Source organism: Streptosporangium sp. H16, assembly GCF_051918855.1.
GTDB lineage: Bacteria > Actinomycetota > Actinomycetes > Streptosporangiales > Streptosporangiaceae > Streptosporangium.
The window spans coordinates 126,241-145,085 of record NZ_JBPXMD010000009.1; the positions used below are offsets into that span (position 1 = coordinate 126,241).

An 18,845-nucleotide genomic window follows, 5' to 3' on the forward strand; every position below is an offset into this window, starting at 1 on the left:
GCTCCATCACAAGCATCGAGGCTAGTGGATCCCGGCGAAGAGGTCGTCCTCACGGTCGTACGGCTCGCCGAGCCCTCCCGCCTCGATCGGCGCGCCGGGACCGGCGGGCCCCGGCGCGCCGGAGCGGAGGATGAAGTGCTCGACCCCGAGCACCTCCTGGCCGACGTTGTTGGACAGGGCGAACCAGGGCGGACTCACGCTGATCTGGGTGGCGTGCGCCCGCATCGCGTCGATCTTCCGGCCGACGTGGGCGCGGGCGTCGATCTCGGTGGTGACGTCCTTGTCCTCGCAGCCGAACGGCAGGTCGTCGACCGGCTCGGCGAGGAAGGGGGCGCCCCTCTCGCGCATCGCCTCCTCGGTCCTGTACATCACGGATCGGGGCATGGCGGTGTGGTAGATCTTGGCGACCCGCCACGGCCCGCCCGCACCTGAGCCCGATCCGGATCCGGGTTCGGACCCCGATCCGGCCTTCGGTCCGGAGACCGCTCCGGGCCCCGCTCCGGGCCCCGATCCGGACACCGGTTCGAACGCCGGGTCGGCGGCCAGCTCGACGGCCCGCCAGGCGACGCGGTGGGCCTGGATGTGGTCGGGGTGACCGTAGAAACCGTTCTCGTCGTAGGTGACGAGCACCTGGGGCCGCACCTCGCGGATGATCCTCACGAGCTCGCCCGCCGCCTCGTCCAGATCGGCCCGCCAGAAGGCGTTCGCCCGGTGGTTGGAGGCGACGCCCATCATGCCGGAGTCCCTCCAGCGACCGGGACCGCCCAGGAACCGGTGGTCGGTGACGCCGAGCGCCGCGCAGGCCGCGGCGAGTTCCCCGACGCGATGCCCGCCCAGGGTGTCGTCGCGATCGGCGGCCAGGTGGGCGAGCTCCGGGGGGATCACCTCCCCCTCCTCCCCCAGGGTGCAGGTCACCAGCGTGACGTGCGCGCCCTCGGCGGCGTACCTGGCCATGGTGGCTCCGCTGCCGATCGTCTCGTCGTCCGGATGGGCGTGCACGAGCATCAGGCGCCGATCAGTCATGCGTCCGAGGGTATCGACGCCGCCCATCGTGCGGAACGCCGGATTCCCGGTCCGTCCGCGCCTCGGAAACAAGACACTCGATGCGGAACTGGCAAGATGGCTCGTATGAGTGAGAGCTTCCCTCGCCTGCACGCCAGAACCCGTCGATTCACCCTCGGAGTGCCGCGCGGCTTCACGATCGCCCCGGGCGGTGACCGCGTCGTGTTCCTCCGGAGCAGGGGCGGCTTCGACCCGGTGACCTGCCTGTGGGAGTACGACGTCCTCAGCGGCGCGGAACGGCTGATCGTCGATCCGCGCGCCCTGGCGGCCGACGAGGAGGACCTGCCGCCCGAGGAGCGGGCGCGCCGCGAGCGGAGCCGGGAACAGGCCGGGGGCATCGTCGGATACAGCACCGACGCCGCGGTGACCGTCGCGGCGTTCGCGCTCTCCGGCGGTCTCTACGTCGTCGACCTGAAGACCGCGCATGTGCGGCGGCTGAAGACCTCCGGGCCGGTGATCGACCCCCGGATGTCCCCCACCGGCGTCCACGTCGGCTACGTGACCGGCGGCGCGTTCCACATCCAGGACCTGGAGGACGAGGTCGACCACGCGCTGGCCCGCCCCGAGTCCCCGGAGGTGACGTACGGCCTGGCCGAGTTCATCGCCGCCGAGGAGATGAACCGCATGCGGGGCTACTGGTGGTCGCCGTCCGGCGACGCGATCCTGGTCGAGCGGGCCGACGAGTCGCCGGTGCAGCGCTGGCACATCGCCGACCCGGCCAACCCGGCCCGGCCCGCCACCGAGCAGCGCTACCCCGCCGCCGGCACGCCCAACGCCGGGGTCGAGCTCTTCGTCCTCACCCTCGACGGGGCCCGCATCGCCGTGCCCTTCGACGACGAGTACCTGGTCAACGCCACCTGGGACGCCCACGGCCTGTCGATCGTCACCATGACGCGCGACCAGCGGACCATGCGGCTGCTCGACGTCGACCCGGCCACCGGCACCTCCACGGTCGTGCGCGAGGACACCGACCCCGCCTGGGTCGACGTCGTCACCGGCGTCCCCGGCCACCTGTCCGACGGCAGCCTCGTCTGGGCCGCCACCTCGGAGGGCGGCCACCGCCTCATCGTCGGCGACTCCCCCGTCACGCCGCCCACCCTCCAGGTCCGCGAGATCCTCGACATCGACGGCGAGACCGTGCTCTTCCGGGCGAGCGGGGAGCCCACCGAGATCGCCGTCTGGGCCTACCGGAGGGGCCAGATCACCCTTGTCAGCCCGGCCGAGGGCGGCGTCTACAGCGGCCACACCGCGGGCGGCACCCTCGTGATCACCGGCCAGACCCTCGACAGCGAGGGCTCGGTCACCCGCGTCCTGCACAACGGCACGCCCCGCGGCCACATCACCTCGCACGCCGAGCGCCCCAATCTGGACCTGCGGGTCTCCCTGATCAGGGCGGGCGAGCGAGACCTGGCCACCGCCGTGCTCCTGCCCACCGGGCACGTGCCCGGCTCGGCGAGGCTGCCGGTCCTCATGGACCCGTACGGCGGACCGCACGCCCAGCGCGTGCTGGCCGCGGCCGGGGCGCACCTGACCAGCCAGTGGTTCGCCGACCAGGGCTTCGCGGTGGTCGTGGCCGACGGCCGGGGCACCCCGGGCCGCGGCCCCGAGTTCGAGCGGGCCGTCCTGCACGACCTGGCCACCCCGGTCCTGGAGGACCAGATCGACGCCCTGCACGGCGCCGCCGCGCGGTTCCCCGACGACCTGGACCTGTCGCGGGTCGGCATCAGGGGCTGGTCGTTCGGCGGCTACCTGGCCGCCCTGGCCGTGCTCCGCCGCCCCGACGTGTTCCACGCGGCCGTCGCCGGGGCCCCGGTGACCGACTGGCGCCTGTACGACACCTGCTACACCGAGCGCTACCTCGGCCACCCCGACGAGGGCCACTACGACTCCTCGTCCCTGTTCGCCGACGCGGAGAAGCTGGACCGCCCCCTCCTGCTGATCCACGGCCTGGCCGACGACAACGTGGTCGCCGCGCACACCCTCCGCCTGTCCTCCGCGCTCCTGGCCGGGGGCCGCCCGCACAACGTGCTGCCGCTGTCGGGGGTCACCCACATGACGCCGCAGGAGGCCGTGGCGGAGAACCTGCTGCTGCTCCAGGTCGACTTCCTGAAGAAGGCGCTGTCCTGAGCTCTCCTCGGTAAGGCTCTGGCCTGAGCCTTACCGAGGGCCTCAGTGGTTCTGGCCGGGAGGAAGCGGAACCGTGTAGCCCTGCTGCGGGTTGTACGCCTGCGGGGCGATGTAGCCCTGCTGGAGGTTGTGGCCCTGCGGGGCGATGTAGCCCTGCGGGGCGTAACCCTGCTGGGGGTTGTGCCCCTGCGGTGGGTAGTGCTGCGGAGCCGGGGGCTGCGGGGGAGGCTGCGGAAGGCGAGCGGTCCGGCGCTCCGCGGCTCCGCAGGCGGCGCCGGCGACCATCAACGCGACACCCCCCAGCGCGAAGACCTGTGCCCGTGGCATGTTCATGGGATCCCCCTCGTCCATGGCCAGCAAGAAGGCGACGCACAGCACCATGCAGCCAAAGGTGAGAAAGACGATGCGGCCTATACCCATGGGGCGAAAGTGTAGCTTCCCGGACTGAAACGCTTCGGCCCCGCCAGACACGCCTCTCCCGGCCATTGCGGACGGACCGCTATACCGGATCTGCCGTCTTTCAAGATTTCGTCAACACGACGGTCCTAACATAAGTGCCCAAACCGGTCGCGAGTGGTCCGTACAGCAGACGGGATTCCTTGTCCTCCAGACCAGGTTCCGGACCATGGACGCATCGGCACGAATGCACGCTTCGCAGGGGGGGCGCCACGGGGGTGGGGTAGTTCCTGTCGCCGTGGCCTTCGTCGTCTTCACGGGAGGATCCACCACTGATGATGGTCACTCGCACGAGAATCGCCGCAGGCCTCGCGGGCCTCGTCCTGGCCGCCGGGACGACGGCTCCCGCCGCCGCGGCGACGGCCGGTGTCACACCGTCCTTCGACGTGGTGGCGCTGGGCGACTCCTACGGATCCGGCACGGGAGCCGGAGACTACGAGCCGGGCACCGAGGGGACCTGTTACCGCAGCCGCAACTCCTCCTCCGCGATCCTCGTCGAGGAGCTCCGGCAGCGCGGCACGAATGTGAAATTCACCAACGTCATGTGCAGCGGCGCGGCCATCCAGGATCTGCGGCAGACGTTCAAGGGAGAACCCCCGCAGCTCGACGCGCTCCGCCGGAACACCGATCTGGTGACGCTGAACATCGGCGGCAACGACGTCGACTTCGCCGGATACGGCAACGTGTGCGTCCAGGCGGACTGCACGGGCGCGCCCACCGCGGCGATCCTCGACCGCATGCCCGCCCTGAAGCGGTCCCTGAGCGGCCTCCTCACCGAGATCAGGCGTCGCAGCCCTCGCGCCCAGATCGTCATGACCGGGTACGGCAGGGCGGTCACCCGTGGCCAGAACGCCACCGGCGTACAACTCGACCCGATCTGCGACGCCGGTGTCTTCAGCCCCGAGGAGCGTCTGGCGGGGGCGAAGGTCTCCGGCGCGCTGGACGCGACCCTGTCCAGGACCGCGCAGGCCGCCAGAGCACGCGGGGTCAACATCCGGTTCGTCGGCCCGCACCTGAACTCGACGACCCTGCGCCCCGAGTTCGCCGGGCACTCGCTGTGCGAGTCGACCGACCCGTTCTACCGGGGATTCGATGCCCTCGCCCCCGGCCAGGAGGGCGGCGTCGCGGTGCTGCACCTCAACCGGCAGGGCCATGCCGCCCTCGCCGCCCTCATCCAGCGCAAGGTCCCGATCCTCGCCGCCCCCTGACCCGGCTTCCGGGAAGCGGGCGGAACGAACCGGGGACGGCGCCCTCCAGGTGAGAGCCACAGAAACCCGCTCTCACCTGGAGGTTCCGTGCCAGCTGCTCCACAGCGCCGCGTACGAGCCTCCCGCCGCGACCAGCTCGTCGTGGGAGCCGAGCTCGCTGATGCGGCCGTCCTCCACCACCGCGACGCGGTCGGCGTCGTGGGCCGTGTAGAGGCGGTGGGCGATGGCGATGACGGTGCGGCCGTCGAGGACGGCGGCGAGCGAGCGTTCCAGGTGGCGGGCGGCGCGGGGGTCGATCAGCGAGGTGGCCTCGTCGAGGACGAGGGTGTGCGGGTCGGCCAGGACCAGCCGGGCCAGGGCCAACTGCTGCGCCTGGGCGGCGGGGACGGCCTCGCCGCCGGAGCCGACGGCCGTGTCGAGTCCTTCCGGCAGGGCCTCGACCCACTCCCAGGCGTTGACGGCCTCCAGCACCTCGCGGACCCGCGCGTCGTCGGCGTCCGGCCGGGCGATGAGCACGTTGTCGCGTACGGTGCCCCGGAAGACGTGGTGCTCCTGGGTCACCAGGGCGACATGGCCGCGCAGGTCGTCCAGGGGCAGCTCGACCAGCGGGACGCCGCCGACCGTGACCGCGCCGGTGCGGGGGCCGTGGACGCCCGCGAGCAGGCGTCCCAGCGTGGACTTGCCGGCCCCTGACGGGCCGACCATGGCGAGCCGCTCGCCGGGCCTGACCGTCAGGTCGATGCCGTGCAGCACGTCGTGGCCCTCGCGGTAGGCGTAGCGGACGCCGTCAGCGTTCAGCTCGCTACCCTCGGGGGCGGCGGAGCCGGCCTCGCGGTCGTCGGGCACCTCGGCGACGCCCAGCAGGCGGGCCATGGAGGCGCCGCCGACCTGGAGCTCGTCGATCCACATGAGCAGCCGGTCGAGCGGGTCGATGAGCTGCTGGACGTACAGCGTGGCGGCGGTGACCTGCTCCAGCGAGACCCAGCCCCGGATGTAGAAGATGCCGCCGATGACCAGCGTCGCCACGATCGGGATCACGTAGCCGAGCTCGACCGAGGGGAACCAGACCGTGCGCAGCCCCATCGTGTATCTCTCGGCCGCCCACGACTCGGCGATGTCGGCGTCGGTGCGCTGGTGGCGCCGCCTCTGCAGGCCCAGGGCCTCCACCGCGCGAGCGCCGTTGACCGTCTCGGCCAGGCCGTCGGTCATGTCGGCGTACGCCGCGCTCTCGCGCAGGTAGCCGTCCCTGGCCCGCTTGAGATACCAGCGGGTGGAGATCCACAGGATGGGGACGGCCAGCAGCGAGGGCAGCGCGAGCAACGGCCCGACCAGCACCAGCGCGCCGACGGTGATCACGCAGGTGACCAGCGCGATCAGCGTCTCGGGCACGGCGTGCCGCACCGTGCGCGACAGCGAGTCGACGTCACGCGAGGTCCGCGAGATCAGGTCGCCCGACCCGGCGCGCTCGACCGTGGACAGCGGCAGGCCGAGCACCCGCTCGACGAACTCCTCGCGCAGTTCGGCGAGGACCTTCTCGCCGAGCCTGGAGGAGGCGTAGACGGCGAACCTGACCAGCACCGCCTGGGCGACCACGAAGCCGCCGATGGCCAGCGCCACCTGGGTGACGTCGATCCCGGAGCCGTCATGGACGCCCTGGACGAGACCGCCGAGCAGCCACGGCACCGCCAGGCCCGCGACGGCGGCCAGGGCGTGCAGGAGCAAGGCCACGGTCAGGTCGCGGGGGTACTTCAGGGTGAGCCTGCGGGCGTACGCCCGGACCTGCGCCTGGTCGGCGACGGGCAGAATCTGCCTGCTCATGACGTCTCCCTCCGGGTCCTGCTCATGACGTCTCCCCCCGGGTGACGACGGCGGTGTAACCCGGGTGGGCGGCGAGCAGCTCCCGGTGCGTGCCCTCGGCGCGCACGACGCCTCCCTCGACGTAGATGACGTGATCGGTGCGGTCGAGCACCAGCGGGCTGGTCGTGCAGACCAGCGTGGTCTTGCCGGCGCGGGCCTTGGCCAGCCGGTCGGCGATGCGCGCCTCGCTGTGGGCGTCGACCGCGCTGGTGGGCTCGATGAGGATGAGCACCTCCGGGTCGAGGGTGAGCGCCCTGGCGAGCCGGAGCCGCTGCTGCTGGCCGCCGGAGAACTCCCGGCCCGCCTCGGCGACGCGCCCGTCGAGACCGCCGGGCAGCGCCTCGACGATGTCCTCGGCGCACGCGGCCCGCAGCGCATGGCCGAGCTCCTCGGCCGTGGCCCGGCCGGTGACGTCGAGCTCCTCCCTGAGCACCCCGGCGAACAGCTTGGCGTCGTTGTCGGCGACGAGGACGCGGCGGCGCACCTCGGAGATCGGCAGGGTCTCCAGCGCCACGTCGCCGAAGTCGACGTCGCCCTCGCTGTAGCGGCCGAGCCGGTCGGCGATGGTCGCCGCCTCCTCGGGAACGGCCGCCGCGACGGCGGTGAGCACGCCGGGGCGCACTGCCACCCCGGAGGCCACGTCGCGCAGCAGGCCGCCCTCGGAGCGTCCGGTGCCGCCCTCCACCTCGGGCCGCAGCGCGAGGATGCGCACCACCCTGCGGGCGGCGACGTGCCCCTTGGTCAGCTTGTCGGCGGCCTCGGTGAGGGTGCGCACGGGGGCGATCAGGAAGGCGGCGTAGCCGTAGAAGGCGACGAGCTGACCGGCGCTGATCTCGCCGCGCATCGCGAAGGTGGCGCCGAGCCAGGTCACGCCGGTGACCAGCAGCCCCGGCAGCAGGACCTGCGCGCCCTCCAGCAGGGACTCGACGGAGGCCACCCGCACGCCCGCGTGACGCACCCGCTGGGACTCGGCGCCGTAACGGTCGGCGAAGACCCGCTCGCCGCCGATGCCGCGCAGCACCCGCAGGCCGGTGACGATGTCGGCGGCGCGGGTGGACAGGTCGCCCTGCAGGTCGCGGTGGGCGTTCTGGCGGCGGTGCAGCGGCTTGAGCAGGGGGGCGACGGCGACCGCCATGAGGGGCAGGCCCACCAGGACCGTCAGGCCCAGCGGCGGCGAGCTGCTCATCAGGATGACGGTCACGACGGCGATGGCGACGATCGCGCCGCTGCCCCGGAGCATGATGTCGACCGCGTTGCCGATGTGGGCGATGTCGGAGTTGCCGACGCTGACCACCTCGCCGGTGGACATGCGCTTGGGCAGGGTCGCGCCCAGCCGGGTCGACTGCCTCGCGGTGACCTGGACGGTCCGGTAGGCGGCGGCCAGCCAGTTGTAGACGGCCATCCGGTGGCGCAGGACGCCCGTGACGGCCTGCGCGATCCCCAGGGCGAGCACCACCCCGCCCCAGGTGGTCAGGGACGACACGTCCCTGGCCGTGATGGCGTCGATCCCCTTGCCCATCGCGTACGGCACGAGCGCCATCGCGAGCCACCACAGGATGGCGTAGACGATGCCGAGGACCATCGGGCCCCCCTGCATGCGGATCACCCACCGCAGGTATCTGACCGGGCTGCGGGCATCGGGAACGCCGGGATCGGCGGCGGGTAAGGAGCGCATGGCTCTGCAAGGGTCACAAACTCCGCCCTGACCAGGCAAATCATTTTCGGCCCCTCGGGCGTGTCGCCGTCAATCAGAGTTGACAAATGGCTCATGTCAACTTAGATTGACGACATGAGTGATACGGCGCAACTGGCATCCGACGCCGGTAGCCGCGATCCGGCCGTGGGCCTGCGGGCCGTGCGGGCACTGCGGACGCTGGTCGACCGGCTGGAGGCCCTCCAGGTGGAGAACGCACGGGACCAGGGCTGGTCCTGGCAGGAGATCGCGCACTGCCTGGAAGTGACCCGGCAGGCGGTGCACAAGAAGTACGCGGGTGGCCGAGGTTTGCTGAGACGGGAGAGATAGCGATGTTCGAACGGTTCCACCGCGAGGCCCGCCAGGCGGTGACCCTCGCGCAGGAGAACGCCCGCAGGCTGCGGCACGACGTCATCGGCACCGAGCACATCCTGCTCGGCCTGCTCGACCAGCCGGAAAGCCTCTCCGCGCGGGTGCTGGGCCGTCACGGCCTCGACCACGACGGCGCCTACCGGTCGGTCGTCCGCCTCACCCCGCAGAAGCCGGGCGACGCGCTCGACGCCGAGGCTCTGGAGTCGATCGGCATCGACCTGTCGGCCATCAGGGAGAAGGTGGAGGCGGCCTTCGGGCCGGGCGCCCTGGACCGCAGGCCCGACACCGAGCGGCGGGGCCGCGTGTTCGGCGGCTTCCACGTCCCCTTCAGCCCCCGGGCGAAGAAGACCCTGGAGCTGTCCCTGCGCGAGGCCATCAGCCTCAAGCACAACTACATCGGCGACGGCCACATCCTCCTGGGCATCCTGCGCGAGGGACAGGGTCTGGGCAGCAAGGTGCTGGCCGACGCGGGCCTCGACGCCGCGAGCCTGCGGCAGGAGATCGTCGCCGAGCTCGGCTAGCCGTACCGGCTGGGGAGGCCGGGTACGCGGCCGGCGGGCGGGCGCGTCGCCACTCACCGTCCCCGCTCACCGGCGCCCCTCGCCGCTCACCGTTCTCCGTGTCCCGCTGAGCGCTCAGCGGGATCGGGCGAGCCGGAACCCGAGGTCGTCGACGCGGAAGGTCGGGTGGCTCTTGCGGCGACACGACGCCCGGCATCCCCGGGGGAGGTCGTACGCGCCTCCGCCGCGGAACACGCGGTAGGGACCGTAGACCTCGGGGTCGTAGACGTCCCAGCACCACTCCCACACGTTGCCGATCATGTCGTGGAGGCCCCACGCGTTCGGCGCCCTGGTCGCCACGTCACGCACCTCGCCGCCGGAGTTCCCCCGGTGCCAGGCGATGTCGTCCAGCTCCCCGTAGCGGACGCCGGAGGTCCCGGCCCTGCACGCGTACTCCCACTCGGCCTCGGAGGGGAGGCGATAGCCGTCGGCACCCCAGTCGCAGACCACGTCCTGCCCGTCACGGTCGTCGCCCGTCGAGTAACAGGGGTCGAGCCCCGCCGTCCGGGAGAGGAGATTGCAGAACCGGACCGCCTCCATCCAGGAGACCTCGGTCACCGGCGTCCGAGGGCCCGCAGGACTCGCGGGCACCTCGCCCAGGACGGCGCGGTACAGCTCGCGGGTCACGGGATGCGGCGCCAGCCGGAAGGCCTCGATCTCGACCTTCCAGATCCTCTTCGTCCCCTCGTCCCGCAGGAAGGTCCTCCCCCCGGGAATCTCGGCCATGTGCTCGGCCATGCGCTCGGCGACCGCCTGGGGCGGCGTCGGTTCGGGACTCATCGCGGGTTCTCTCCTCTGCGATCGGTTCGTGCCGGCGGCAGGCCGGGGCGACCCCGATCCGGAACGGGAAAACGGGAGCCGCCCCCGACAGGGGCGACTCCCGTCTCCGGGGAACCTACTTGGCGGCGCGCAGGTAGTCGCGGTTCATCTGGGCGATGGTGTCCAGCGGGATGCCCTTGGGACAGACCGCCGTGCACTCGCCGGTGTTGGTACAGCCGCCGAAGCCCTCCGCGTCCATCTGCTCGACCATGGCCTTGGCGCGGGAGTCGCGCTCGGGCTGGCCCTGCGGCAGCAGACCCAGGTGGGTGATCTTGGCGGCGGTGAAGAGGGAGGCCGAGCCGTTCGGGCAGGCGGCGACGCAGGCGCCGCAGCCGATGCAGGTGGCCGCGTCGAACGCCGCGTCGGCGTCGGCCTTCTTCACCGGGACGCTGTGCGCGTCGGGGGCCGATCCCGCCGGGACGGAGACGAAACCGCCCGCCTGGATGATGCGGTCGAACGCCGAGCGGTCCACGACCAGGTCCTTCACCACCGGGAAGGGCGCGGCGCGCCACGGCTCGATGGTGATGACCGCGTTGTCCTCGAAGTGCCGCATGTGCAGCTGGCAGGTGGTGGTGGCCACCTGCTCGCCGTGCGCGACACCGTTGATGACCATGCCGCACATGCCGCAGATGCCCTCGCGGCAGTCGTGGTCGAAGGCGACCGGGTCGTCGCCCTCCAGGATGAGCCGCTCGTTGAGGACGTCGAGCATCTCCAGAAAGGACATGTCCGGGGACACGTCCTCGACCCGGTAGGTGACCATGCGGCCCTTGTCCTCGGGACCGTTCTGCCGCCAGACCTTGAGAGTGAGATTCACTTGTAGCTCCGCTGGCTCATCTTGACGTACTCGTAGTCGAGATCTTCCTTGTGCAGGATCGGACCCTGCTCCCCGTACTCCCAGGCGGCGACGTAGGCGAAGTGCTCGTCGTCGCGCAGGGCCTCGCCGTCGGCATCCTGCGACTCGGCGCGGAAGTGGCCGCCGCACGACTCGGTGCGGTGCAGCGCGTCGATGCACATCAGCTCGGCCAGGTCGAAGAAGTCGGCCACCCGCCCGGCCCGCTCCAGCGCCTGGTTGAGCTCTCCGGCCTCGCCGGAGACCTTCACGTTCCTCCAGAACTCCTCGCGCAGCTCGGGGATCCGTTCCAGGGCCTTGCGCAGCGACTCCTCGGTGCGCTCCATGCCGCAGTAGTCCCACATGATCTTGCCCAGCTCGCGGTGGTAGGAGTCGGCGGTGCGGTCCCCGTCGTTCGACAGCAGCCTGGCGATCTTCTCGCGCACCGCGACCTCGGCCTCGGCCACGGCCTCCTCGTCGACCTCGCCGTACGGACCGTTCGCGAGGTAGTCGCCGATCGTGGTCGGCAGCACGAAGTAGCCGTCGGCCAGGCCCTGCATCAGCGCGGACGCGCCGAGGCGGTTGGCGCCGTGGTCGGAGAAGTTGGCCTCGCCGATCACGAACAGGCCCGGGATCGTGGACTGCAGGTCGTAGTCCACCCACAGGCCGCCCATCGTGTAGTGGACGGCCGGGTAGATGCGCATCGGCTGGGCGTAGGGGTCCTCGCCGGTGATGCGCTCGTACATCTCGAAGAGGTTGCCGTACTTCTTCTCCACCGCGTCGCGGCCCAGCCGGCGGATCGCGTCGGCGAAGTCGAGGTAGACGCCCAGCCCGCCGGGGCCGACGCCGCGGCCCTCGTCGCAGACGTTCTTGGCGGCGCGGGAGGCGATGTCGCGCGGGACCAGGTTGCCGAACGCCGGGTAGATGCGCTCCAGGTAGTAGTCGCGCTCCTCCTCGGGGATCTCCGAGGCCGGGCGGGTGTCGCCCCGCTCCAGCGGCACCCACACGCGGCCGTCGTTGCGCAGCGACTCCGACATCAGGGTCAGCTTCGACTGGTACTCGCCGCTGACCGGGATGCAGGTCGGGTGGATCTGGGTGTAACAGGGGTTGGCGAACATCGCGCCGCGCCGGTGCGCCCGCCAGATCGCCGTGGTGTTGCAGCCCTTGGCGTTGGTCGACAGGAAGAACACGTTGCCGTACCCGCCGCTGGCCAGCACGACCGCGTCGGCCAGGTGCCGCTCGATCTCGCCGGTGACCATGTCGCGGACGATGACGCCGCGCGCCCGGCCGTCGGAGACGATCAGGTCGAGCATCTCGTGGCGGGTGTGCATCTCGACGGTTCCTGCCGCGATCTGCCGCTCCAGCGCCTGGTACGCGCCGAGCAGCAGCTGCTGGCCCGTCTGACCCCTGGCGTAGAAGGTGCGGGAGACCTGCGCGCCGCCGAAAGAGCGGGTGTCGAGCAGGCCGCCGTACTCGCGGGCGAACGGCACGCCCTGGGCCACGGCCTGGTCGATGATGTTCACGCTGACCTGGGCGAGCCGGTAGACGTTGGACTCGCGGGCGCGGAAGTCGCCGCCCTTGACCGTGTCGTAGAACAGCCGGTAGATCGAGTCGCCGTCGCCCCGGTAGTTCTTGGCCGCGTTGATGCCGCCCTGGGCCGCGATGGAGTGCGCGCGCCGGGGCGTGTCCTGGTAGCAGAAGGACTTGACGTTGTAGCCCAGCTCGCCGAGCGTCGCGGCGGCCGAGCCGCCCGCCAGCCCCGTGCCCACGACGATGACGTTGAGCTTGCGCTTGTTGGCCGGGTTGACCAGCTTGGCGCCGAACTTGCGCTTCTCCCAGCGGTCCTCGATCGGGCCGTCGGGGGCCTTGGTGTCGCGGATCGGCGCGCCCTCCGTGTATCCCGTGTATCCCGTGGTCATGCCCCGCTCACCGCTCCTCGCTCGCCATGCGGAAGGTCCGCCTCTCGTCCGCCGTACGGGAGATCCGCTCCTCGTACGCCGTCGTGCCCGTCACGCCGGGCCCCGCTCACTTGATCACTCCGATGACGACCGCGACCGGGACCGCGAGGAAGCCGACGACCAGCAGCGCCGACAGGCCCGTGGCGGTGGCCTTCAGCGAGCGGTAGCTGCGGCGGCCCGCCAGGCCGAGCGTCTGGAAGGCGCTCCACAGGCCGTGGCGCAGGTGCAGGCCGACCATGACGACCGCGAGCACGTAGAACAGGGTGATCCACCAGCGGGACGGCGCGAAGCCCTCGACCAGGCGCTCGTACGGGGTGGAGCCGGCACCCGCCGGGTTGACCGCGCCGAACGTCAGGTCCAGCAGGTGGTAGACCACGAACAGCACGATGACGACGCCGCCGTAGCGCATGGTGTGGACCGCGTAGCCGCTCGCCCGGGACTTGCGCCTGGCCGCGTACCTGACCGGACGGGCCTTGCGCGCCCGCCGGGCCAGGGAGATCGCCGACCACATGTGCAGCCCGACCGTGACGACCAGCCCGATCTCGATGGCGGTCAGCAGGGTGCGGTACGGGAGGATCGGCTCGCCCACGGTCCGCAGGAAGGCCGCGTAGGAGTTGAAGGACTCGGCGCCGAAGAAGCTCTTGAGGTTTCCGACCATGTGGCCGACAAGGAAGAGCACCATCAAGGCGCCCGTGACGGCCATCACGGCCTTCTTGCCGTTGGAGGAGCGGAGGAAACCGCCCCGCCGCCTGGGCGGCGCCGGCTTCACTGGGGCGTCCGCCGTGGGTTTCACCGACGCGGTGGCGGATCCGCGCTCAATCGTGGCAGTCACGTTCGTCACGCTAGGTAGGAGGGTTTACCGGCGTCCAAGTCATCATGGATGTGGTTTCCATAGCCTGCGGCTATTGACTCTGCGTCCTGCGGCTTCCGGGGCCGCGGCCCCGGGGTGGTGCGAGCAATCTCACAACTTCCCCGCCAAATCCTCACATCGTCTCGCACGCCACCGCCCGCCCCGGATCCGAGGCCGCAGGACCCGTGCGCTATGGGTCCCGCGTCCGGGATCCCAGACGCTCGAGGTCCCCGGCGGGTCCTCGGCGCCCAGGACCTCACCCGCCCGGCGACTCGCCCCCCGGCAACGCGCACACCCGGGGGGACCGTACGCGAAAGAGCCCCTACGCTAGGGAAACGTGCAGCTCCAGCAACTGGCCTACTTCGTGGCGGTCGCCGAGGCCCGGCACTTCACCCAGGCGGCCGAGGGGATGCGCGTCGCCCAGCCTTCGCTGAGCAAGCAGATCAAGGCCCTGGAGTCCGAGCTCGGCGCGCCGCTGTTCAGCCGCGCCCGGGGGAACGTCACGCTGACCCCGGCGGGTGAGGCGCTGCTGCCGCTGGCCCGCAGGATGCTGGCCGACGCCGAGACCGCCAGGAGCGAGGTCGGCGAGCTCGCGGGACTGCGCCGGGGACGGGTCCGGCTGGGCGCGACCCCCTCGCTCTGCGCCGGGCTGCTCGCCGACGCGCTGGCCAGGTTCCACCACGCCTACCCCGGCATCGAGCTGTTCGTGGAGGAGGGCGGCTCCCGCGACCTGGTCCGCACCCTCGCCCGCGGCCAGCTCGACCTGGCGCTGATCATCATGCCGCTGCACAGCGACGATCCCGCCCTCGTCACCGAGGAGATCCTGCGGGAGAACCTCGTCGTCGCCTCCCCCTCCAACGATCACCCCCGCCGGCCGTACGTGCGCATCGAGGAGTTGCGGCGGCGGCCGATGGTGATGTTCAGGCGCGGGTACGACCTGCGGGAGGCGACGCTCAGCGCCTGCAGGCAGGCCGGGTTCGAGCCCAGGTTCGCGGTGGAGGGCGGCGAGATGGACGCCGTGCTGCGCTTCGTGGAGGCCGGGCTGGGGATCGCACTGGTTCCCTCGATGGTGCTGGACGGCCGCCCGGGACTGTCCGGGACGCCGCTGGCACCCCCCGGGCTGCGCCGCACCATAGCCATCGCGCACCGCAAGGACGTCGAGCCCACCCGCGCCGCGCAGGCCTTCCGCTCGGCCCTTCTCCTCTTCCTCACCGAGGCCGCCCGCGACGGCAGCCTCCCCCAGGGACTCGATCTGATCACCGAGAGCTGATCACCGAGAACCGGTCGCCGGTCGCCGGTCGCCGGTCGCCGGTCGCCGGTCGCCGGTCGCCGGTCGCCAAGAGCTGATCACCGAGGACCGGTAACCGAGAGCCCGCCCCCGTCCGGCGGATCCGCTCAGGAAACCGTCACCGCGGCACGCGGCGCGGGCGCTCGCCGCGTGCGACGGCGGGGGTTTGCGGGCCGTGCGGCCGGGCCGCGGCCATGGATGCCCGGGCGGGCGTTCGACGGGTGCTCGACGGCCGTTGTGACGCGTTCCTGACGTGCGGCAGGTCACGATATCGGCCGCGTGGATCACGGGAACTGATCAACACCCTCTAAGTCCCGGTGTCACACTATTCTACGTAGCGTCGACAGGTTCTCCCGATCTCACGAAGAGGCGTCAGTGACCGCCCCCGCCAATGAAACGCTCACACTCCTCCTCATCGAGGACGACGCGGGCGACGCCTTCCTCGTGGAGGAACTGCTCAGCGAGGCGGACAACCCACCCAAGATCATTTGGGTGCGCAGCATGGCCGAGAGCCGGGAGCGCCTCACCGAGGACGTGCGGTGCGTGCTCGTCGACCTCTCCCTGCCCGACGCGACCGGCCTCGAGGCGCTGGAGCAGGTGCTGTCGATGGCTCCGCACGCCGCCGTGCTCGTGCTTACCGGCCTGAACGACACCCACGTCGGCGTGGAGGCCGTCGCCGCCGGCGCCCAGGACTTCCTGGTCAAGCAGGACGTGGAGGCCCGCCTGCTGGCGCGGGCGATCCGCTACTCGATAGAGCGCAAGCGCGCCGACCTGGCCCAGCGCAGGCTGGTCGAGGCCGAGCTGCTCACCAAGGAGAACTCCCGCCTCGAACGCGGGCTCCTGCCGGTCCCGCTGCTGGCCCCCGGGGTCCTGGACCACCAGGCCCGCTACCTGCCGGGGCGCAGGCGCGCCCTTCTGGCCGGTGACTTCTGGGACACCGTGCAGAGCCCCGACGGCGCCGTCCACGTGGTGGTCGGCGACGTGTGCGGGCACGGCCCCGACGAGGCCGCCCTGGGTGTCGCGCTCAGGATCGCCTGGCGGACCCTGGTCCTGGCCGGCCACACCGGCAACGAGCTGCTCGGCACCCTGGAGTCGGTGCTCCGCCTGGAGCGCAAGTCAGCGGAGATCTTCACCACCCTGTGCATCGCCACGATCGACCCCACGCTCGACCGGGCGCGGATGCACGTGGTCGGCCACCCGCCGCCGCTGCTGATCCGCGACGGCGTGATCGGCGTGGTGCCCGGCACCCCCTCGGGGCCCCCGCTGGGAATCTTCCAGGACGTCCAGTGGACGGCGATCGACGTTCCGCTCGGCGACGACTGGTCGCTGCTGCTCTACACCGACGGCCTGATCGAGGCCACCGTGGGCGGCGGGCCCGACCTGCTCGGCACCGAGGGCCTGCTCAGGCTCGTCCAGGAGCAGGGCGGGATCGAGCTCGACCGGCTCATCGAACGCGTCATCGAGCTGAACCGCGACGCGCTCAGCGACGACCTGGCGACCGTGCTCATCTCTCGAAGCGGAAAACGATGACCGACCGTTCGGACCGTCCTGACCGTTCGGAGCGCCCGGATCACGGCCTCAGTCCTCGCCCCCTGCCCGCGCTCACCCCCGCGAAGGGGTTCGGGAACCTTCCGGTGGGACGCTGGTTCACGCTCGCCGGGGTGGGCATCGCGCTGGTCTTCATGGTCTCGGCCGTCATCACGATCAAGGCGATCGAGGAGACGCGAGAGGCCAGGGAGTCGCTGGTCGACGTCGTCGACCCGGCGGCGCTGCGCCTTCTGGAGATCTCCAACGCGATGACCTCGCAGGAGAGCTCGGTGCGGGCGTACGGCAGGACCAACGAGGAAACCTCCCTGCGGGACTACCGGAACGCGATCGCCGCGGAGAAGACCTCGCTGGACACGCTCGTCGCGCTGCTCCCCCGAATGCCGGAACGGCAGGCGGTCACCGCCGAGGTGGCCGAGCTGAGAGCCGCGGGAGATGCCTGGCGGCGCGACTACGCGGAGACGGTCATCGCCGCCGTACCGACCCTGAAGACCGACGCCGCCCGGCAGAACGCCTCCATCAACGCCACCCGGTTCAACGAGGTCCGCCAGTCCCTCGCGGGGCTACAGAGCCACCTGAACCGGCTGCACGAGGCCGGTGTCGTCCGGTTCGACCTCGGCTGGCGGGCCCTGTACCTCGCGCTCATCGGGGTGGCCTCGGCGCTGGTCGTGGCCGGGATCGCCGCGGTGCTCATCGTGCGGTACGCGGTGCTCCGTCCGCTGGCCGAGCTGAACCAGCAGGTCCGCGCGGTCGCCCAGGGCGATTTCGACCACAAGCTCAGGGTGGAGCGTCCGGCCGAGCTGTCCGAGCTGTCGGGCCATGTCGACGCGATGCGCCGCCGCATCCTCGCCGAGTGGCGCCGGTCCTCGGAGACGCGGCGCAAGCTGGAGGACCAGGCGGCGGAGCTGAAGCGCTCCAACGGCGAGCTCGAGCAGTTCGCCTACGTGGCCAGCCACGACCTGCAGGAGCCGCTGCGCAAGGTGGCCAGTTTCACCCAGATGCTCGATCAGCGCTACGGCGACCAGCTCGACGAGCGCGCCAAGCAGTACATCGCCTTCTCCGTCGACGGCGCCAAGCGCATGCAGATGCTGATCAACGACCTGCTCGACTTCTCCCGGGTCGGCAGGATGGGCGGCGAGCGCACCAGGATCGACGCCACCGTGCCGTTCAAGGCCGCGCTGAACAACCTCGGCGCCACCATCGAGGACGCCGGGGCGACGGTGACCCACGACGAGCTGCCCGAGGTGTACGGCAACCGGGCGCAACTGACCCAGCTCTTCCAGAACCTCATCGGCAACGCGATCAAGTTCCACTCGCAGGAACCGCCGGTGATCCACATCGGGGTGCGGCGCGACGGGGACATGTGGGAGTTCTCCTGCACCGACAACGGCATCGGTATCGACAGTAAATACACTGACCGCATCTTCCTCATCTTCCAGCGCCTGCACGGCCGGGACGTGTACGCGGGCACGGGCATCGGGCTGGCGCTCTGCAAGAAGATCGTCGAGTACCACGGTGGCCGCATCTGGGTGGACACCGAGGCCGCCGGAGGCGGCGAGACCGCCAAGAACGCCAAGAACGCCGAGAACACCGCAATCGCCGAAAAGACCGAGAACAGCGAGAACGTCGGGAAAACCGCCACGTCGGGCACGACCTTCCGCTGGACCCTTCCCACAGGAGACACCGATGAATGACCTGCGCTGGATCGACGTGCTCCTGGTCGAGGACGACCCGGGCGACGTCCTGCTGACGCGGGAGGCCTTCGAGCTCAACAAGGTCCGCAACAAGCTGCACGTGGTCAACGACGGCGAGCAGGCCATGGCCTTCCTGCGCAAGGAGGGCGGCTACGCCGACGCGCCCCGGCCCGACCTGATCCTGCTCGACCTCAACCTGCCCCGCAAGGACGGCCGGGAGGTGCTCCAGGACATCAAGGCCGACGAGAAGCTCCGCGGGATCCCGGTGGTCGTGCTGACCACGTCGGAGTCCGAGGAGGACATCCTGCGCAGCTACAACCTGCACGCCAACGCCTACGTCTCCAAGCCGGTCGACTTCGACCAGTTCATCAGCGTGGTCCGGCGGATCGACGACTTCTTCGTGACCGTCGTCAAGCTGCCCAACTCCAGCCAGCACTACTGACGGCCCGCCGGGGCACGGGCGGGGGGAGAACAGGGGTCGCCCCTTCGCCACAGCCGCCTCCACAACCTCCCGAGACCTCCCTGTG

At 71.2% G+C, this 18,845-nt stretch carries 16 protein-coding genes; 8 read left to right on the forward strand and 8 right to left on the reverse strand.

The features are described 5' to 3' along the window. Positions 1-21: 21 nt before the first annotated feature. Positions 22-1,023, reverse strand: a complete 1,002-nt coding sequence (gene mshB, locus ACTOQ2_RS17360; protein WP_440100567.1) for an N-acetyl-1-D-myo-inositol-2-amino-2-deoxy-alpha-D-glucopyranoside deacetylase — start codon at positions 1,021-1,023, stop codon at positions 22-24. A 105-nt stretch (positions 1,024-1,128) separates the two neighbouring features. Between mshB and ACTOQ2_RS17365 the strand changes: the two genes are divergently transcribed. Then, entirely contained in the window at positions 1,129-3,189 is a 2,061-nt protein-coding gene (locus ACTOQ2_RS17365) for a prolyl oligopeptidase family serine peptidase (protein ID WP_440100568.1), read from the forward strand. A gap of 42 nt (positions 3,190-3,231) precedes the next feature. Here ACTOQ2_RS17365 and ACTOQ2_RS17370 read toward each other — a convergent pair whose 3' ends face one another. Then, positions 3,232-3,609: a hypothetical protein gene (locus tag ACTOQ2_RS17370; protein ID WP_440100569.1), complete on the reverse strand. Its 378-nt coding sequence runs from the start codon at positions 3,607-3,609 to the stop codon at positions 3,232-3,234. Between the two features lie 311 nt (positions 3,610-3,920). Between ACTOQ2_RS17370 and ACTOQ2_RS17375 the strand changes: the two genes are divergently transcribed. Then, entirely contained in the window at positions 3,921-4,853 is a 933-nt protein-coding gene (locus ACTOQ2_RS17375) for an SGNH/GDSL hydrolase family protein (RefSeq protein WP_440100570.1), read from the forward strand. Between the two features lie 72 nt (positions 4,854-4,925). Here ACTOQ2_RS17375 and ACTOQ2_RS17380 read toward each other — a convergent pair whose 3' ends face one another. Continuing rightward, positions 4,926-6,671 carry an ABC transporter ATP-binding protein gene (locus ACTOQ2_RS17380; protein ID WP_440100571.1) on the reverse strand — a complete coding sequence of 582 codons (1,746 nt, stop codon included), beginning with the start codon at positions 6,669-6,671 and terminating at the stop codon, positions 4,926-4,928. A gap of 22 nt (positions 6,672-6,693) precedes the next feature. Further along, positions 6,694-8,385: an ABC transporter ATP-binding protein gene (locus tag ACTOQ2_RS17385; protein WP_440100572.1), complete on the reverse strand. Its 1,692-nt coding sequence runs from the start codon at positions 8,383-8,385 to the stop codon at positions 6,694-6,696. A 114-nt stretch (positions 8,386-8,499) separates the two neighbouring features. Here ACTOQ2_RS17385 and ACTOQ2_RS17390 point away from each other — a divergent pair, with 114 nt between their 5' ends. Then, on the forward strand, positions 8,500-8,733 hold the full coding sequence (locus ACTOQ2_RS17390) for an RNA polymerase subunit sigma-70 (protein ID WP_362685234.1): 234 nt from the start codon (positions 8,500-8,502) through the stop codon (positions 8,731-8,733). A gap of 2 nt (positions 8,734-8,735) precedes the next feature. Then, the gene (locus ACTOQ2_RS17395; protein WP_440100574.1) at positions 8,736-9,296 is read left to right on the forward strand and encodes a Clp protease N-terminal domain-containing protein; all 561 of its coding nucleotides are present in this window, start codon (positions 8,736-8,738) and stop codon (positions 9,294-9,296) included. A 114-nt stretch (positions 9,297-9,410) separates the two neighbouring features. Here ACTOQ2_RS17395 and ACTOQ2_RS17400 read toward each other — a convergent pair whose 3' ends face one another. The 4 genes from ACTOQ2_RS17400 to ACTOQ2_RS17415 form a co-directional block, all read right to left on the reverse strand. After that, positions 9,411-10,115 carry a formylglycine-generating enzyme family protein gene (locus ACTOQ2_RS17400; RefSeq protein WP_440100575.1) on the reverse strand — a complete coding sequence of 235 codons (705 nt, stop codon included), beginning with the start codon at positions 10,113-10,115 and terminating at the stop codon, positions 9,411-9,413. A 115-nt stretch (positions 10,116-10,230) separates the two neighbouring features. Beyond that, complete coding sequence (locus ACTOQ2_RS17405) at positions 10,231-10,968, reverse strand: succinate dehydrogenase/fumarate reductase iron-sulfur subunit (protein ID WP_440100576.1); 738 nt, start codon at positions 10,966-10,968, stop codon at positions 10,231-10,233. Continuing rightward, entirely contained in the window at positions 10,965-12,902 is a 1,938-nt protein-coding gene (locus tag ACTOQ2_RS17410; RefSeq protein ID WP_440100577.1) for a fumarate reductase/succinate dehydrogenase flavoprotein subunit, read from the reverse strand. Before ACTOQ2_RS17410 ends, ACTOQ2_RS17405 begins: the two co-directional genes overlap by 4 nt. A gap of 106 nt (positions 12,903-13,008) precedes the next feature. Then, positions 13,009-13,773 (reverse strand): succinate dehydrogenase cytochrome b subunit, encoded by a 765-nt coding sequence (locus tag ACTOQ2_RS17415; protein WP_440100578.1) that lies wholly within the window; start codon positions 13,771-13,773, stop codon positions 13,009-13,011. A 355-nt stretch (positions 13,774-14,128) separates the two neighbouring features. Between ACTOQ2_RS17415 and ACTOQ2_RS17420 the strand changes: the two genes are divergently transcribed. The 4 genes from ACTOQ2_RS17420 (at position 14,129) to ACTOQ2_RS17435 (ending at position 18,760) form a co-directional block, all read left to right on the forward strand. Then, entirely contained in the window at positions 14,129-15,061 is a 933-nt protein-coding gene (locus ACTOQ2_RS17420; RefSeq protein ID WP_440100579.1) for a LysR family transcriptional regulator, read from the forward strand. 393 nt (positions 15,062-15,454) lie between these two features. Beyond that, on the forward strand, positions 15,455-16,609 hold the full coding sequence (locus ACTOQ2_RS17425; protein WP_440100580.1) for a PP2C family protein-serine/threonine phosphatase: 1,155 nt from the start codon (positions 15,455-15,457) through the stop codon (positions 16,607-16,609). A 104-nt stretch (positions 16,610-16,713) separates the two neighbouring features. Next, positions 16,714-18,318 carry a sensor histidine kinase gene (locus tag ACTOQ2_RS17430; protein ID WP_440100581.1) on the forward strand — a complete coding sequence of 535 codons (1,605 nt, stop codon included), beginning with the start codon at positions 16,714-16,716 and terminating at the stop codon, positions 18,316-18,318. Next, complete coding sequence (locus tag ACTOQ2_RS17435) at positions 18,311-18,760, forward strand: response regulator (protein ID WP_440100582.1); 450 nt, start codon at positions 18,311-18,313, stop codon at positions 18,758-18,760. Before ACTOQ2_RS17430 ends, ACTOQ2_RS17435 begins: the two co-directional genes overlap by 8 nt. The last annotated feature ends 85 nt before the right edge of the window (positions 18,761-18,845 follow it).

Coding starts and splice junctions, on each gene's coding strand:
- ACTOQ2_RS17380 (WP_440100571.1), bottom strand. CDS start 6,671: ATGAGCAGGCAGATTCTGCCCGTCGCCGACCAGGCGCAGGTCCGGGCG.
- ACTOQ2_RS17435 (WP_440100582.1), top strand. CDS start 18,311: ATGAATGACCTGCGCTGGATCGACGTGCTCCTGGTCGAGGACGACCCG.
- ACTOQ2_RS17370 (WP_440100569.1), bottom strand. CDS start 3,609: ATGGGTATAGGCCGCATCGTCTTTCTCACCTTTGGCTGCATGGTGCTG.
- ACTOQ2_RS17390 (WP_362685234.1), top strand. CDS start 8,500: ATGAGTGATACGGCGCAACTGGCATCCGACGCCGGTAGCCGCGATCCG.
- ACTOQ2_RS17395 (WP_440100574.1), top strand. CDS start 8,736: ATGTTCGAACGGTTCCACCGCGAGGCCCGCCAGGCGGTGACCCTCGCG.
- mshB (WP_440100567.1), bottom strand. CDS start 1,023: ATGACTGATCGGCGCCTGATGCTCGTGCACGCCCATCCGGACGACGAG.
- ACTOQ2_RS17365 (WP_440100568.1), top strand. CDS start 1,129: ATGAGTGAGAGCTTCCCTCGCCTGCACGCCAGAACCCGTCGATTCACC.
- ACTOQ2_RS17375 (WP_440100570.1), top strand. CDS start 3,921: ATGATGGTCACTCGCACGAGAATCGCCGCAGGCCTCGCGGGCCTCGTC.
- ACTOQ2_RS17385 (WP_440100572.1), bottom strand. CDS start 8,385: ATGCGCTCCTTACCCGCCGCCGATCCCGGCGTTCCCGATGCCCGCAGC.
- ACTOQ2_RS17410 (WP_440100577.1), bottom strand. CDS start 12,902: ATGACCACGGGATACACGGGATACACGGAGGGCGCGCCGATCCGCGAC.
- ACTOQ2_RS17400 (WP_440100575.1), bottom strand. CDS start 10,115: ATGAGTCCCGAACCGACGCCGCCCCAGGCGGTCGCCGAGCGCATGGCC.